Genomic DNA, 14,997 nt, shown 5'->3' with positions numbered 1-14,997 from the left:
GTTCGGCGCCACAAACAACCCAATGAGGAGTTCTTCATGAAAAAGCTTTTCGCAGCTTCTTTGCTTTTGGCTGCATCTTCCGCAGTCGCTTGCCCTAATGGTCTGACCTCGCTAGGCGAACACAATGGTGTTGAACGTTGTGAATTGAAAGGCACTTACCTTTCTTCCACAGTACGTCTGACATCTCAATATGAATACATTATTAATGGTGGTGTTTTCATCGGCGACGACAACAGTAATTCATCAAAACTTGTGATCGAACCCGGAGTCGTGGTTCGCGGTTTGCCGGGATCATTCATTTCTATTATGCGTGGTTCAAAAATCGAAGCGGTAGGAACCGCAGATCAGCCCATCCGTTTTACATCCATTAAAGAAACAGGCCGCAAACGTGGCGAATGGGGCGGATTGGTTCTGAACGGCAACGCTCCTATTAATGCCTGTAAAATCACCGGTTCTTCTGTTTGTGAAGCTATGTCCGAAGGAATCAAAGAGCGGGAAGTGAAGTTTGGTGGCGCAAATCCTCAAGACAATAGCGGCATTCTTAAATACGTGATCGTTGAATACGTGGGTTATCCCATCGCTCCCGACAATGAACTTAACGGAATCACTTTTAATGGCGTGGGTTCAGACACAGAAGTGGACTACATCCAGGTTCACATGAGCTCTGATGACGGCATTGAGTTTTTCGGCGGCACCGTGAATGCAAAACACGTGGTCTTGAGCGGCAACGAAGATGACTCTATGGACTGGGATTTTGGCTGGAACGGAAAAATGCAATTCGTTCTGATCAATCAAGGTTCAGACAAGGTCGATAACGGTATTGAAGCGGACAACTTGGCTTCACCGATGAATGCGACACCTCGTTCAAATCCAATCATCAGCAATATGACACTTTTGGGCTCGGCTCAAAGTTCTTACGGAATGCTTCTTCGTCGTGGCACCGGCGCGCAACTTTCCAATGTGATTGTTTCAGGATTCAGCAAAGCCTGCATTGATATCGACGACGCCGAAACTTTCAAAAACGCTGCCATTAATCAGAATGGTGTTCTGCAAGCAACAGGTCTGACTATGCAACACTCGATCTTGAGCTGCAATAAACCTTTCGAGAATGAAAACGGGGATCTTTTCGCAACTCAAGACTGGTATGCGGCGCAAGCAGGCAACCTAGTTACAAATCCACTGTTAACTGGCTGGATGCCAGAAACAAACAGCCCGGCTTTGGGTAACGGAACTATGCTTGAAGACTTCTTCTTCGAGCCGGTTGATTACATCGGTGCCTTCGGTTCTGACGACTGGACTCAAGGTTGGATTGTCGACTCTATCAACTAAGAAGGACTCATAAATTGAGACTGATTCTTCTGACCAGCATTTTGATCTTCGCAAGCCTTTTCGCAAGAAAAGGCTTTGCCACAAGCCCCGGTGACAACCCGGGGGTGAGCACCCTTTCGCTGAAAGCGGTGAACTCTGAAACCTCTTCATCTGAAGAAGAAGAGATGGTTATTCTAGCCCCTTCTTCAGTCCGTAACAAAGCCGACCTTTTGTCGGTTAAAAAAAATTCCGCAAAAGTCGTCGATGGCTCTTCCGCCGAACAGATGTCTCGGCAGGGAGATGGCAATGCGGCGTCTGCTTTAAAACGTGTGACCGGTGTCACGATCAAAGACGGCAAATATGTCATCATTCGCGGACTGGGCGAGCGCTATAGCCTGGCTCGTTACAACTCCTTCTTTTTACCTCCTTTAGAGTCGACAAAAAAACAAGTCGCACTGGATCTCTTTCCCACGGGAGCTCTTTCAGCCATCCAAGTAGATAAAACCTATACCGCGGACTTGCCTGCGGAATTCGGTGGAGGTTTAGTCACCCTTCGCAGTCGCGACTATTTAGGTTTTGAAGGCTTTCGCTTGCAAGTAGGTTTTCATCTTAACGGCGATTCCAGCGCTCTCTCTTATCACAAAGGTTCGCGGGATCTTATCGGCGAGGACGATGGGACCCGAGCTTTGCCAGCAAAAATCAAAGGCATTCTTGATGCTGGCCGTCCCCTTATTCGCAAATCTCCCGGAGTCGATAATGGCTTTACAGATGCCGAACTGGAAGAATTTGGCAGACTTCTACCTAAAAACTACAACACTTTCAACGATGCGACGACACCTCTGCCACGTCTGCAATTACTTGCCAGTCATCAGCACGCTCTTTTCGGCGCGAAGTACTTCCACACGGAAACATTTTCGTACGCGCAAGACCTAGGGTCTTATGAAGCTGCACAAAGAACTTACAATCTGTCTTCCGGGACACAACTTGAATTAGCAGAAGACAATAAAATTGAAAGATATACGACAGAGACCAATATCAGCCTGACCCATTCTTCACTTTTTAAGTGGGGCCCTATTCACGATTTGAAAATTGATTTATTGGCGCTAAGAAATAGTTCCGACGAAGTCTATCGCAAAGACAATGAAGGCCCTGGCGTCAATGATCATTTACGCAAAATCACCCGCCTTGAGTTTTCTCAGCGCGACCTGCTGGGCACACAGATTCACTCGACTTTTAAACCAGAGAATTATGAAATAAAAAATGGCCTGGCCTTCACCACCGTCACGAAACAAACCCCGGATCAACGGGATTATACTTATCGACAAAAGCAGTCGACCGATCCTTTAGAGCTGGACCCCGAAGTCTCTGGCAACTCGCGCTCTTGGGGCTCGTTAAACGAGCAGGATCTGGAACTGCAGACGGAAATTTCCCGTTCCTTTGCAATCCTGCAACTCCAGAACAAATGGTCTTTAGGGTTTCAGAATCTACAAAGACAACGAGAATCTAAAACCTATCGTCTGCAATACGTGAAAGACTATCTGGCCGGACAGACTCCCGATTTAACCCTGCCCCCAGACCAGATTTTTGAAAAAAGCCAAGACTGGATTCTGGTCAATCAGACCCAGGCAGCGGATCGCTACCTGGGACAACAACAGAAACAAACTCTTTATACAGAGATCAAAACGGAATGGAATGAGCAGGTGCAAACCTTGGCAGGCTATCACCTGGAAAAAAATGATCTGCGTGTTGATAACTATGCTTTCGGCAGCGCTACGCCCGACTCGGGAAGCCGCTTAGAAAGTTTAGATGGACTTCCCGCTTTGACGCTCACTTGGACACCCGTTGCCCAGCACAAAGTTTACCTCAGCACCTCTGAGACCTTGGCTTATCCTGATTTCCGGGAACTCAGCCCCGTTCGCTATTTCGACGATGAAAGTGGTTATGAGGCCCGCGGAAATTCGCGTTTACAAAGCACGCTGATTCATAGCCAAGACATCCGCTGGGAATACTATCCCCACGAGGAAGAAGTCCTTTCACTTGGCGTCTTTCAAAAAGAATTTACGCGACCGATTGAAGACGTGTTTATTCCGGTAGCGGGCTCACTATTAAAGGCCCCCCAAAACGCAAAGAAGGGCCACCTTCTAGGACTTGAAGCTGAGATCCGCTTAGCTGCCCGCCGTTGGATGCGTGAACTGCGTTTTATCAGCATTTCTTTTAACGGGGCCCTTATGCAAAGCTCGGTTGAATTAGACCCGGCCCAGTCTGGAAACTTAACCAATGACACTCGCCCTATGCAGGGACAAAGCCCGTGGCTGTTCAATAGCGAAGTGTTCTATCAACGCGATCCAAAGGGCTGGCTTCTTAGTCTTTCGTACAACGTCAATGGCCCTCGCATCTTTGCCGTCGGCACCGACCAGCGTCCCGATGTGTATGAACAGCCCTTCCATCAGGTGGATTTCAATGCAAGCTGGGCTCCCGATAACAATGGCAAGTGGGGTTTTAAGTGGCGCAATATTCTGGATGCCCAAAGAACTCTTAAGATGGACGACAAAACCACATTAGAATACAAACAAGGGGCCGACATCTATGTCAGTTATACAGCGACGATTTAGTGTGCTCGCGATCCTGTTAATTCTAACAGTGAATTGCGCTCGTCATGACTTAACAATATCCCCTTATGAAAATGCCAGGCAGTCGACGGTCATCAAAGAAGAAAGTGACGAGCTTAAACTGTATGAGTTGGCCCTTAAGGATGAAAACCTTGCGGCGATTTTAAGACTGGGAGCACGCCTGGGATGGGATGCAGAGCTCACCTCTTCTTTGCGTCCCCTCAATATCGCCATTCAATATCAACGCATCAAAGCCATTCGCCTGCTGCGCGCTCAAGGTGCGAAGTTAGATCTTGTGCAAATCGAAGGACAAAATGCGACGGCCTGGGCCTTAAACCTTCCGCCCGAAAAAGAGACGCTTAAACGCGCCCTGCTGGTAGACCTTACCCTTGAAGCCGATGAGGTTCTGGGGCTGATCGCAGCGAATAACTACAAGGATTTGAAAAAACGCATCGATGAGGGGTTCAACGTCAATCAACATCTTAGCAATGGCGAAAGCCCTTTGACCGAGTCGTTGAAAAAGAACAAAGCCCTGGCACTGAGAGCCCTTTTTCTAGCAAGCGACCTGGATGTGAATTTCGCCAATCGTTTTTTGGAAAAACCTTTGGCTTTAGCCAAAAAGATGAATAACAAAAAAGTCGAGGAAGAACTGATTAAACGAGGAGCCACCTATGAATGAATCTCTTTTTAAACTTGCTCACTATGCCGACCGCGGTGTCCTGTATCTGCTTTTAGTGCTTGCTGCTATTTCTACGGTCTTGATCGTTTTAAAAATTCTGCAGTTTACCCGCGCGGTCAAAGTACAGAAAGTCTTAGATGGCGTTTTAACTGAAATGCTTCAAGCAAAATGGGAAGGACAGTGGCCTGAAGAAATCCAAAAATCAGATCTTAAAGATCTTTTAGAGACGTCCTCGAATCACCTGAAAACTCAAGGGCGCTTCGGCTTTGAAGAAACTTTCGATACTTTAAAAACACGCTACCTAGGCCGATTTGAATCCTCTTTGGCGTTTTTAGCAACTGTAGGGTCCAATGGCCCCTACATCGGTCTTTTTGGAACTGTGTTAGGTATTATGAAGGCCTTTCACGACATGTCACAGGCCACTGATGGCTCTGCAAATTCGGTAATGGCGGGGATCTCTGGTGCCTTGGTGGCCACGGCTGCGGGTCTTTTGGTCGCCATTCCTTCGGTTCTGGCTTTTAACTTCTTTCAAAAGAAGCTGAAGAAGATGAGTGCGCTCTTGCAACAGACCAAGGAAATGATGGGCGTGCAAAAGATTCTCTTGGGGGAACACCATGGCCGCTAAGACCTCGCAAGAAGATGACTTGGTATCAGACATCAATATAGTTCCCTTGGTCGACATCATTCTGGTGGTTCTTATCATCTTTATGGTGACAAGCCAGGCGCACCAACAAAATGAACAGATGAAAGTGCAACTTCCCTCGGCCGCCGGATCAAAAGCGGAAGAAGTTAAAAATCTGAAAGTGATTTTAACCCAAAATGGTAGCATGTATCTGGACGGCGAAGAAGTCACCGAACTAAGACTGAAAGAGATCATCCGCGATTCTTTGCAAGACAATCCCGATCTGTCAGGGGTTTTAGTCGCCGACGAAACCATCCCCTATGGGGAGGCGGTGCAGGTTCTGGATTGGATTCAAAGCCAGGGCGTTCAAAAACTTTCCCTCTCGGTAGGAGGACACCGATGAAATATTTATTCTTAACACTCACCCTACTTCTGCTTCTTCAACCCGGCAGAGCTAAAGCGGACATCGAAGAGATCAGCCGCCTTCGCGAAGATGTGGAGATCCTGGCGACCGAGACGGAAGAACTCAAAGCGACTCTGAAACAAGAGGAAGCGATCTATAGCGGAAAATACCAGGATTTGAAAAATCAGATCCTTCGAGAAAAACTTAAAAGAATTCAGTTGGAACAACAAATTGCGCAGTACCAGACCAAACGCAAAGCACAAAGGTCTCAGCCTGGCGATTTGAATCTGAAACAAGCCCAGGAGCTACAACAAAACTTCTTAAGAAGAATCCAGCCTCTTGAGAAAAGAGTGAGCTCCACCACGGCCTGGAAACAAGATTTGCAGAAGTTAGAAGACCTTCTTCGCGAAGGTCAATTGAACCTTTACCAGATTAAACTGATTCAATTTATGGAAAGACGTCTGCAGGAGTCCACCCAAGTTCGCAAGAGTTTTCAGACGCTTCCCCATGCCGCAGGTAAGACTTTTGAAGTTTTGAACCTGGGATATCTGATCAGTTTTGCCAAGAACCAAGACAGCGCTTACGTTTTTTCCGCCGATAAGGGCTGGTTGGCTTTAACTACTGACTCGCAGAGAGAGGCCTTGGAAAGAATCTTCGCCGATCATAAAAAGCGCAGTTTGCAATTTATTCCTCTTTCACCCTTTCCTCAGCTAGAAGAAAATAAGGACAAGTCCTATGTTCGTCGCTAAATTCATCTTTATCCTCTCTTCGCTTTTGTGGGCTCAGGACTTTGAAACGGCTTTGCAGCAGGAAAAACAATTTCTGCAAAAACAAAAGCAGTCTCTGGAGGCTTTGCAACCTCAGCTTAAGGCCCAATCGAAACGGCGCCTGGCCAACTATGAAAAAGAAATTCTTAAACTTCAGAGCGAGCAGTCCGCACTGCAAATTTCCAATAAGGATTTACAGGAACAAGCGGAAGAGTTGAAGGAGGCTTTGCTTCATCACTCTAAAAGTTCTGAACAAACGAAAAAATCCTGGGATCTTTTTCAGAAGGAGGTCTTTGACATTCGCAAGCTTCAGTATTTCAGCGCAGAGGATTTTGGCACGCAAAGTTTGAATATGGACGATTTCAACAATCGCCTTATGCTGCTGGATCAGGCCTTTGAAGCGCTTGAAAGCTCGACTGCCGTTTATCAATTGCGCGGCAGCTACCTTGACCAGGGGATTTTAAAAGAAGGAACTCTTCGTCGTTACGGCCTGATTGGTGCTGAAACAGCCGAGACAACAACAACGATGATTTTGGGTGCTTCTAAGGAAAATCTGCCTGAGGTTAAACTCACGACCAAAGATCTTCAGGGGGAAAAAGGGTTCATTTACTTTAATAGTTTACAAAACAGCAAAGAGCTTAAGCTGCACGCCAGCTGGATTGATCGTTGGGCCCATGCATTGCCCATGGTCTTTCTAGGTTTTGTATTTGCGATAGTCATTGGTTTGTTCGGTCTTTTTATCAGGGAATAATATGCGGGTGTTTTTAGTCGTCGCCGTTTTCTCGGTCTTGATCTTCATACTGGCGCGCCCCTTTGCGATGTTGTCCTGGGAAGACATCGCCGAAGACCTTCCCGCAATTCCCGTGCAAGTGGCCTTGGCTCCCGACGCCCAGCCCGAACCACCGCCTGCGCTGACGGAAGACCTGACACCTGAATCAGAACAGAATCAAGACACCTTGACTGATATGGGATTTGGCTCTTCTTTCGAAGGCTCTGGTCCCGCGGTGAGTGGCTTAGGAAAGAATTCTTCCGGCAACAATGGAATTCAACAGATTCCCGCCAAAGTCCTGCGCCGGGTAGAACCGGAATACCCTGCTGCCGCTAGAAGCTCAGGCCTTGAAGGACTGGTCGTATTAAAACTGCGTATTGGTCCCAAAGGCGAACTTGTTGATACACAGATTATTCAAAGCGAACCCAAAGGAGTCTTTGAGCGCAGTGCCTTGGAGGCGATTCAAAAGTGGAGTTTCAAACCTGCCATTCAAGGTGGCACCACCATTTCGGCCTTTATCACCCAAAAGATCAGATTTCGTCTGGAGCAGTGATGTTTAAGTATATATTCTTACTAGCTTTACACTTTATCTGCTCGGCCTGCCTGGCACAAACGGGGTGGCAGGAAGTGGCTTTTGAAAAAAAATACGATGAGCTGGAAGGGGACGCGTGGTTGCAAGCCTTAGCACAGGATCAACGCTATAGTGTTGTGCTGAAATTGCTGGATGAAAAACCAGAGTCTTTCCCTGCAGAGTCGCGCGACTACTATCGCCTTTGGTCCCTTTTAAAATCAGGACAGGCCGACTCTGCATTCCGCGTTCTTTCGCAGATTCGCAATCTAAGTCCACGAATTCAGGAAATGCGTTTTGAGGTTTTTTACACCAATAAAAAAACGCCAGAAGCCTACCGCGAACTTAGAAAAATCCTGCCGGAAAAAAGAACTGCTCGCATGTTTCATTTTTTGTCGGAAAAAGGCCTTTACCAAGAGGCTCAAGCCACCCTGCAGAAGCTTCTTTTAAATCCGACGATTGATAGCTATGAACTCCTTGAAACTTTATCTGCGATAAAAACAAAATCCGCTTCCACCTACAAACACTGGACTTCCCTTTTTAAGATACTTCGTCCATATGATGAAATCTCTCAGCAGCTTTGGGTGGAAGCCAGCGTTGCCTACGGTCCGCAGACTTCTTTCGAGGCCTTGCGTGGACTGTGCAGCACAAATTCGGGCTACTGCTATAATACGGCTGAGTTCTTCCGGCAAAACGACCAGAAAGTTCAAGCGCAGTATTGGGGTTTAAGAATTCAAAATCCGTTAGAGAACCTGCGTTTTAAAATCAATTTATGGCTTGATTTGAAGAACTATTCCCAGATCGCGATCTTAAGTCCGCTGGCCTATCACTCGCCTTTGCAAGAGGAATCCCGCTATCAATATGCCATGGCGTTTTCTTTAGTGGATGGATTGCAGTGCCATGAAGCCAAACCTTGGCTGGCTCTTTTAGAAAAGCAACAGTCGCCCGAACAAGCAAAAAAAATCGCCAAACTGCGGGAGCTTTGCGGGCTTCAGTAGGTCCCTGTTTTGCAATTCCCAAGGCTCATGAAAAAGTATCTTTCAACGCTTCTCTATTTCATCTTGGGCTTCAGCTTTGTCTTCTTTACAGGTTTGTCTAAAATCTATGCAAAGAATAAAAAGACACCTCCCCCGCCCATAGAGTCACTGGAGGTCAATCCGTTGGAAAAAGTGAAAGCCTTTAGTAATTTAACGGCGGACTTTTACGATTTTGTTCTTCGCTATAACGGTCGCCTTATCCCCGGTAAAGCTCTGCAACCATGGATTGCCAAAATAGAAAGTGCGACCCAAGCCTATTTTGCATCGATCGGCGTTCAATACAAAACGCAAGTGGTGAAACGAGAAAATCTAGAGTTTCAGGGAAGCTACATCGACAAGATGTCTTATCGCCTTTTTATTCCGACCGAGGCCCTAGAGCCCACTGAAATGAATGGCCTGTTCTTCTTTCAAACCTTGAATGACGACAGGTTTTCAGATCTGCAACTGACCTTTGATCCGTTCCTGCCTTTATGGAGCGGCCCTATTCAGGGCTTCTTTGAACCAGCCACGAACTCGTTGTATTTCAGTGTGACAGCACTTTCCTATAGAACGGGAGGCTTGGGGGACACACTCCAACACGAGCTTCGTCATGCTTTGGAGCATCGCCAACTGTTAGAAGGAAAAGACACGCTAGCAAGCTTTACTTTGATGTCCACACAGAGCACAAGTGAGGTGTATTCCGACTTCCTTAGATTGGACGAAATTGAAACCCATTTGTTGGACATCGCATACTTGAAAGAAGAAGCTCCCCTTCTGGAAAACAACGTTCTTGAAAAAAGCTCTTTAAAAAGACTGCGGGAAGAAAGAAACCGGAATCTAGAGTTCAAAAAAGAAACTGTTCTTCGACTATTAAAGAACTCTTTCAGCTATCTGACAAAATTAAAAATGCAAATAGGATCTTTGCAATGCCAGACCGACACTGAGCCTATACTGCGCGTCTGCACCACTGACAAAGTCATCGGTGAAACCTATGACCGCATTGAAATTCGCTTCACCAACAACCAACAGACCGACACGCAAAAAGTCAGCGCCCTGATCGACTGGGCGCTCAAGAAGATTTCTTCGTATCAACTTATTCATAGCGAAGGGCTTCGATAGGATGTAACTTAGATGCTTTGGAGGCGGGATAGCTTCCAAAGATGATGCCAATCAATGCCGAGAAAGAAAACGACATCAAGACGGAAGTGACCGACACCACTGTGGACCACCCTAAAAGAGTCGAAATAATCACCGAGAACCCGAGCCCCAAAATAATTCCTAAAACTCCACCGCAAACGCTGACGACAATGGATTCAGCAAGAAACTGCAGCAGAATGTCTCGGCGACGAGCGCCGATGGCTTTGCGCAGACCGATCTCTTTGGTTCTTTCAGTCACAGAGACCAACATGATATTCATAATCCCTATACCACCAACTACAAGAGAAATGGCGGCGATCGAGGCCAGAAGCATCGACATTGTTTTTCCTGTCGCATTTAAGGCCTGTTGGATATCGGCCATATTGAATATGTTAAATGCATCTTCCTGGGCCGACTTTGCGACGCGATGGCGTTTATTCATCAAAGTCATAACATCGTCTTGAACTGAAGGAATATCTTCGGCTCGCGTGACTTCAATATCCACCGAATCGACATAGTTCTTCCCAAAAAGACGATACATGGCCGTATTAATAGGAACTAAAATCTTATCGTCCTGATCCTGCGGACCTGCAGCGCCCTTTTCCGGTAAAACGCCGATAACCTGAAAATTGATGCGATTGATTTTAATCATTTCACCGATCGGGGACTTTTCACCAAAGAGTTCTCTGGCAACCGTGACACCAACAACAGCCACAAGGGCGCGTCTTTGCACTTCTTCATTACTAAAAAATCGACCAAAGGTCGGTTCGCTGGTGCGAATGGCCGCATACGACGGAGAAACCCCTTGCACTTGAGTGTTCCAATTCTTATTCAGGAAAGTCACCTGTCCGCGTCCTGATGACGTGGGTGAAACCTCTTTTACTCCGTCGACTTCAGAACGAATGGCCGTGACATCCTCCAGAGTGATCCGAATGCGGGCGCCGGATTCCTGCATCACACCGCCCACCCGAACATTGCCCGCGCGAAGCACCAAGAGATTGGAGCCGAGACTTGATAACTGTTTTTCAATATCCTTTTGCGCGCCTTTTCCCAAAGCCAACATCCCCACAACAGCGGCGACACCAATCAGGATACCTAACATAGAAAGACCGGAGCGCACTTTGTTCGCCGCCAAAGTTCTAAATCCTTGATGAAGATGCTCAATCATTTCCTGTAATGGAAACTTCTTGGTCTTTGGATTGAAGCTTTTACCGATGGATGCTACCGCCCCCAAAGGCTTCAACCTTTCGTCCGATTGCAAAACACCATCGCGCAACCGAATCAAACGCTTGGTTTGTTGTCCGATCTCCTCTTCATGGGTGACGATAATAACGGTGATCCCCTGCTCATTGAGATCTTTTAAGATCTTCATGATCTCTTTTTCACTCTTGGAATCAAGATTTCCAGTGGGTTCATCGGCGAAAACAATATCTGGATTATTAACTAACGACCGGGCAATGGCGATGCGTTGCTGTTGCCCTCCGGAAAGTTCATTCGACTTATGATGAATTCTGTCAGTCAGTCCGACTTGCTCGATCAGCTTCTTGGCTTTTTCAAAATTATAGCCGTTTTCACTGTAAATCAAAGGCAGAGACACATTCTGCCAAGCTTCAATTCGCGGCAGAAGATTGAATTGTTGAAAAATAAATCCGACTTCTTCACGACGAACCAAAGCCAATTCGTCTTCGGTAAGGCTAGAGACTTCCCGTCCTTGCAGTTGATATGTTCCCGAAGTCGGCGCATCCAGCAATCCCAAGATATGCATTAGCGTGGACTTTCCTGAACCGGACGGTCCCATGATTGCCACAAAGTCACCGCGCTCAATTTTCAGGTCAATGCCGTTAAGAACATGAACCGTTTCTGAGCCCATTTTGTAGGATTTGCGAATATCTTTTATTTCGATCATTTTTAATCCTAACGGCGACGAGGCATCTTCGGCATGCCAAAAGGACTTGAACCTGAATTCGTCGATCCACTGCCCAATTTAAATTGCGCGACCAAGACGATATCGCCTTCCTTCAGACCGTCCAGAACTTCGGTATTCTTTCCGTCGGAAATTCCCGTACGAATTTCCACCGGAACCCCTTCTCGACTTCCCGGAGTTTTTAGTAACACCGTGGTTCTGCCATTGCTGATTTTTAAAGCCTCATTGGGAACAACCAAGACCTGATTTTTTTCTTGCACATAGAAAGTGACGTTGGCGGTCATTCCACTGCGCATGAACTCTGGTGTTTTCTCTGGAATCACATCAACGATATAAGTCGTGACATTATTCACAGTCGTCGCATCAAAGGCGATTTGATCCACATGGGCCTTTAAAATATTTGCGGGATATGCATCCAAGGCGATCTCTGCATTGGATTTAATTTTGATTTGTGCGATATCCGTTTCATCCACCTGCGCTTTGACAGTTAAATGATCTGACATAACAAAAATAGCATCGGTGCTTGTGAAGGTTTGCCCCGGCTCGACATTCTTAAGAATCAGCGTCCCGGAAATGGGCGCCATCACGGGCGTTGCCAGATATAGCTCAGACCATTTTTTATATTCTTCCGGACCCTGGGCACGAGCGGCATCCAACATGGCGGCCCTTTCAGTCGAGCTCATCCACGCAAGAATTTGCCCTTTGCGAAGGTTCTGTCCCTCTTTGACTAAAATCTGCTCAATTCGTCCCGCGACGGGAGCTTTGATTTCCAGACGATTTTTGGGCTGCACAGTTCCGGTTGCCAGAACTGAGATATTTAGATCCTCTTTCCGCAATGACACTTCGGTGTAGCTCACCTGCGGATTTTCTTTTTGTTTCCAAAAGAAAAAACCGACGCCGCCCAGAACTAAACCTAAAATGACAATAACCACAGGTTTTTTTAAAAGTTTCATCATGGCAGCACTCCCACACCTTGTGTTTTTTCCCAATTGGCTTCGGCGACAACCCGCGCCCTTTTCTTGGTCGTTAAGTCCTTCTGACGGTTGATCAAATCGTTTTCAATCACATCCCAGTCATCAAAAGAACTCAGACCATTGTTGTACTTACTTCGCGCAATTTCAGCCCGCGTACTGGCCGCCTCTGAAAACGCGGCGCTCACCTTAACTTCTTCCACGGCCTCGACAAAAGCAGCATAGGTTTCACGAAGCTGAGTGATCGTTTCCAAATAAAGATTTCGCAAATTATGTTCCGCCACCATTTTTTGGGCAAAGGAACTTTTTTGCGTAAAATAGTCCGTGCCACCATTGAACAAAGACCAGCTTAAGGTCGCACCGGCCGACCACTGATTATTGTCAGGAAAAAAATCCTCGCCCGTTCGCCCCACACTGCCTTGCAGATTCAGAGTGGGATAGAATTTCGAACGAGCCCCTTGAAGATTGGCGTCCGCACTTTTTAATTGCCCTTGAGATTGTTGCCGACTCGGAGTTTTTTCTGCCAACGCCAAAAAGTCAGGCGACACACCGGGCACAGTTAGCTCAGGAACCTGACCGATGATTTCCAAGGAAGCTTCCGGAGCAAGCCCCAGCACTCGTCCCAAATCCCTTTTCGCTGTTTGTAAAGCGTGTTCTGCCTTCAAGACATCTAACTGCGCCTGCTTTTGGTAGGCCTCTGAAAGCAACACAGATCCTTTATTTTCGCGACCACTTTGGAAACGCAGCTTTACAATATTAAAGTTGTCAGTACGTCTTTTTAAGATGCTTTTAGAAAGTTTGATCGAATCCTGCGCATAGACCACAGAAGCAAAGGCCGACTTGAGATCGGCACTGATCTTTGCTTTGACGGTGCGCAAGTTGGCCTCGGCAACCTGCACCTTTCCTTCCGCATCTGAAATGGAAGCCACATCCGCAAATCCGTTAAATATATTTTCTGTTGCGGTCAAATTGGCATTGTAGCCTTCAGAACTTGTTAGATCTGTTTGTCCGCGACTGTATTTTAAATTCGCCGTGATATCCGGCAAAAAAGATCCGTAAGTCCCACTCAAAAGAGATTTCGCCGCTTCCAGATTTTCTTTGGCCGCCAGCAGTTCCGCATTGTTTTTATCGACGATATTAAGGCAGTCCTGAAATGAATACGAGGCCCCATACACAGAGGGCATAAAAAGGAGGGTGACTATAAAGACGAGTTTTTTCACTGTAAACCTCATAGTTCTATTGCATCTCTGCGATGTCACACAGTCAACCCTGTAAATCCTAGAAAAAAACTGCTGACAGAATATGGAAAAGCCCTAAAACGAGACGTCAGCCTATACCACATTCTTTAGACGTCACAATGCTGCCGAAAGTTCGAATTTATTTTTGAGCGTCGCATTTCACTGCTTCTGGATCGGCTTGCCCGACAAGGTCACGGGTTTGCCTTTGATTGATCTTCACGTCGCGTGCCGTTAAGCCCTGCCGAAGTACCCTTCATTCAACTGGGTTTATATATAAGTTCGACAGTTTTCAAGATCGTATTAAAATAGAGGGCTAATTCGAATGAGCTTTTACGGATTTAGACGAAGACGGTAACATCTAGGTCACAAGCCAGGCCGAATTTCAACTGGGTCTTTCCGCAGTATTAAAGTTTGATCCAAGTGGTAACATGATTCCTTAACCAAGGCGGGAAACTTCAGAAACTTCCGGCTGGTCAAAGTGACATACCATGATTACCCATAGCACAGTAACGGATAGGACATTGAGGGAGCGGATCGCGCCCAAATTCATACTCTGTCGGAAAGTAAGAAAAGCTTTGAGCGAACGATTGAGTAGATAGCAACGGAACAAAAGCAAACACAGATTTCATAAAGAACCTCCGCCCTCAAGCAAATGCAAGAGGGCGGATTACTTCGCCTCGAAGCTAATAAGCTAGATGTCAGCTATTCGGATTCTTTCATAAGAAAGACCGTAACTTGAATTAAAAGTTCTAGAAAGCTGTTAAATATCGTAACTACCCATACCGAGACCAGTGACCGCACTAGCTCTAGCGTAACTAATAATTTTAACTTATTTTTCATTAAGATTCCTCCTTGAATCTTTCTATGCCTTAATTGGCAAATGGATTTTCTGGAGGAAGAGATATAAATACGTTGCCAGACTTTCAGAATCTTGCAAGTCCAATCATTTATTCGAATTATTTTTATTTAAATTGCGCATTATTTCG

The 14,997-nt window shown here is 46.4% G+C and carries 13 protein-coding genes; 10 read left to right on the top strand and 3 right to left on the bottom strand.

Going from position 1 to position 14,997, the window contains the following annotated elements; all coding sequences use genetic code 11:
• The first annotated feature begins 36 nt into the window (after positions 1 to 36).
• Genes OM95_RS11865 through OM95_RS11820 form a run of 10 tightly spaced genes read left to right on the top strand, consistent with a single transcriptional unit; the run spans position 37 to position 9,860 of the window.
• Complete coding sequence (locus OM95_RS11865) at positions 37 to 1,329, top strand: hypothetical protein (RefSeq protein ID WP_291516243.1); 1,293 nt, start codon at positions 37 to 39, stop codon at positions 1,327 to 1,329.
• 14 nt (positions 1,330 to 1,343) lie between these two features.
• Entirely contained in the window at positions 1,344 to 3,920 is a 2,577-nt protein-coding gene (locus tag OM95_RS11860) for a TonB-dependent receptor plug domain-containing protein (RefSeq protein WP_041874076.1), read from the top strand.
• Entirely contained in the window at positions 3,895 to 4,596 is a 702-nt protein-coding gene (locus OM95_RS11855; protein WP_291516241.1) for a hypothetical protein, read from the top strand. The genes OM95_RS11860 and OM95_RS11855 overlap by 26 nt, the downstream gene beginning before the upstream one ends.
• Positions 4,589 to 5,221 carry a MotA/TolQ/ExbB proton channel family protein gene (locus OM95_RS17315; protein WP_291516239.1) on the top strand — a complete coding sequence of 211 codons (633 nt, stop codon included), beginning with the start codon at positions 4,589 to 4,591 and terminating at the stop codon, positions 5,219 to 5,221. Before OM95_RS11855 ends, OM95_RS17315 begins: the two co-directional genes overlap by 8 nt.
• Positions 5,211 to 5,621 carry a biopolymer transporter ExbD gene (locus OM95_RS11845; protein ID WP_041874072.1) on the top strand — a complete coding sequence of 137 codons (411 nt, stop codon included), beginning with the start codon at positions 5,211 to 5,213 and terminating at the stop codon, positions 5,619 to 5,621. The genes OM95_RS17315 and OM95_RS11845 overlap by 11 nt, the downstream gene beginning before the upstream one ends.
• Positions 5,618 to 6,370 carry a hypothetical protein gene (locus OM95_RS11840; RefSeq protein WP_041874069.1) on the top strand — a complete coding sequence of 251 codons (753 nt, stop codon included), beginning with the start codon at positions 5,618 to 5,620 and terminating at the stop codon, positions 6,368 to 6,370. Before OM95_RS11845 ends, OM95_RS11840 begins: the two co-directional genes overlap by 4 nt.
• Positions 6,357 to 7,139 carry a hypothetical protein gene (locus OM95_RS11835; protein WP_041874066.1) on the top strand — a complete coding sequence of 261 codons (783 nt, stop codon included), beginning with the start codon at positions 6,357 to 6,359 and terminating at the stop codon, positions 7,137 to 7,139. Before OM95_RS11840 ends, OM95_RS11835 begins: the two co-directional genes overlap by 14 nt.
• 1 nt (position 7,140) lies before the next feature.
• Positions 7,141 to 7,710: an energy transducer TonB gene (locus OM95_RS17310; protein WP_291516237.1), complete on the top strand. Its 570-nt coding sequence runs from the start codon at positions 7,141 to 7,143 to the stop codon at positions 7,708 to 7,710.
• Positions 7,710 to 8,723, top strand: a complete 1,014-nt coding sequence (locus OM95_RS11825) for a hypothetical protein (RefSeq protein WP_041874063.1) — start codon at positions 7,710 to 7,712, stop codon at positions 8,721 to 8,723. The genes OM95_RS17310 and OM95_RS11825 overlap by 1 nt, the downstream gene beginning before the upstream one ends.
• Before the next feature lie 27 nt (positions 8,724 to 8,750).
• Positions 8,751 to 9,860, top strand: a complete 1,110-nt coding sequence (locus tag OM95_RS11820) for a hypothetical protein (RefSeq protein ID WP_041874060.1) — start codon at positions 8,751 to 8,753, stop codon at positions 9,858 to 9,860.
• Here the strand turns inward: OM95_RS11820 and OM95_RS11815 are convergent.
• Genes OM95_RS11815 through OM95_RS11805 form a run of 3 tightly spaced genes read right to left on the bottom strand, consistent with a single transcriptional unit; the run spans position 9,835 to position 13,993 of the window.
• Positions 9,835 to 11,784, bottom strand: coding sequence for a MacB family efflux pump subunit (locus tag OM95_RS11815; protein ID WP_041874059.1), 1,950 nt, complete (start codon positions 11,782 to 11,784; stop codon positions 9,835 to 9,837). The two genes, OM95_RS11820 and OM95_RS11815, sit on opposite strands and share 26 nt — an antisense overlap.
• Positions 11,785 to 11,792: 8 nt before the next feature.
• A complete protein-coding gene (locus OM95_RS11810) occupies positions 11,793 to 12,758 on the bottom strand; it encodes an efflux RND transporter periplasmic adaptor subunit (RefSeq protein ID WP_291516235.1) in 966 nt (321 codons plus the stop codon).
• Positions 12,755 to 13,993, bottom strand: coding sequence for a TolC family protein (locus OM95_RS11805; protein ID WP_041874057.1), 1,239 nt, complete (start codon positions 13,991 to 13,993; stop codon positions 12,755 to 12,757). Before OM95_RS11805 ends, OM95_RS11810 begins: the two co-directional genes overlap by 4 nt.
• Between the last annotated feature and the right edge of the window lie 1,004 nt (positions 13,994 to 14,997).

It is taken from the genome of Bdellovibrio sp. ArHS (assembly GCF_000786105.1).
In the GTDB taxonomy this organism is placed as follows: Bacteria; Bdellovibrionota; Bdellovibrionia; order Bdellovibrionales; family Bdellovibrionaceae; genus Bdellovibrio.
This window is presented reverse-complemented; position numbering and strand designations above follow the sequence as displayed.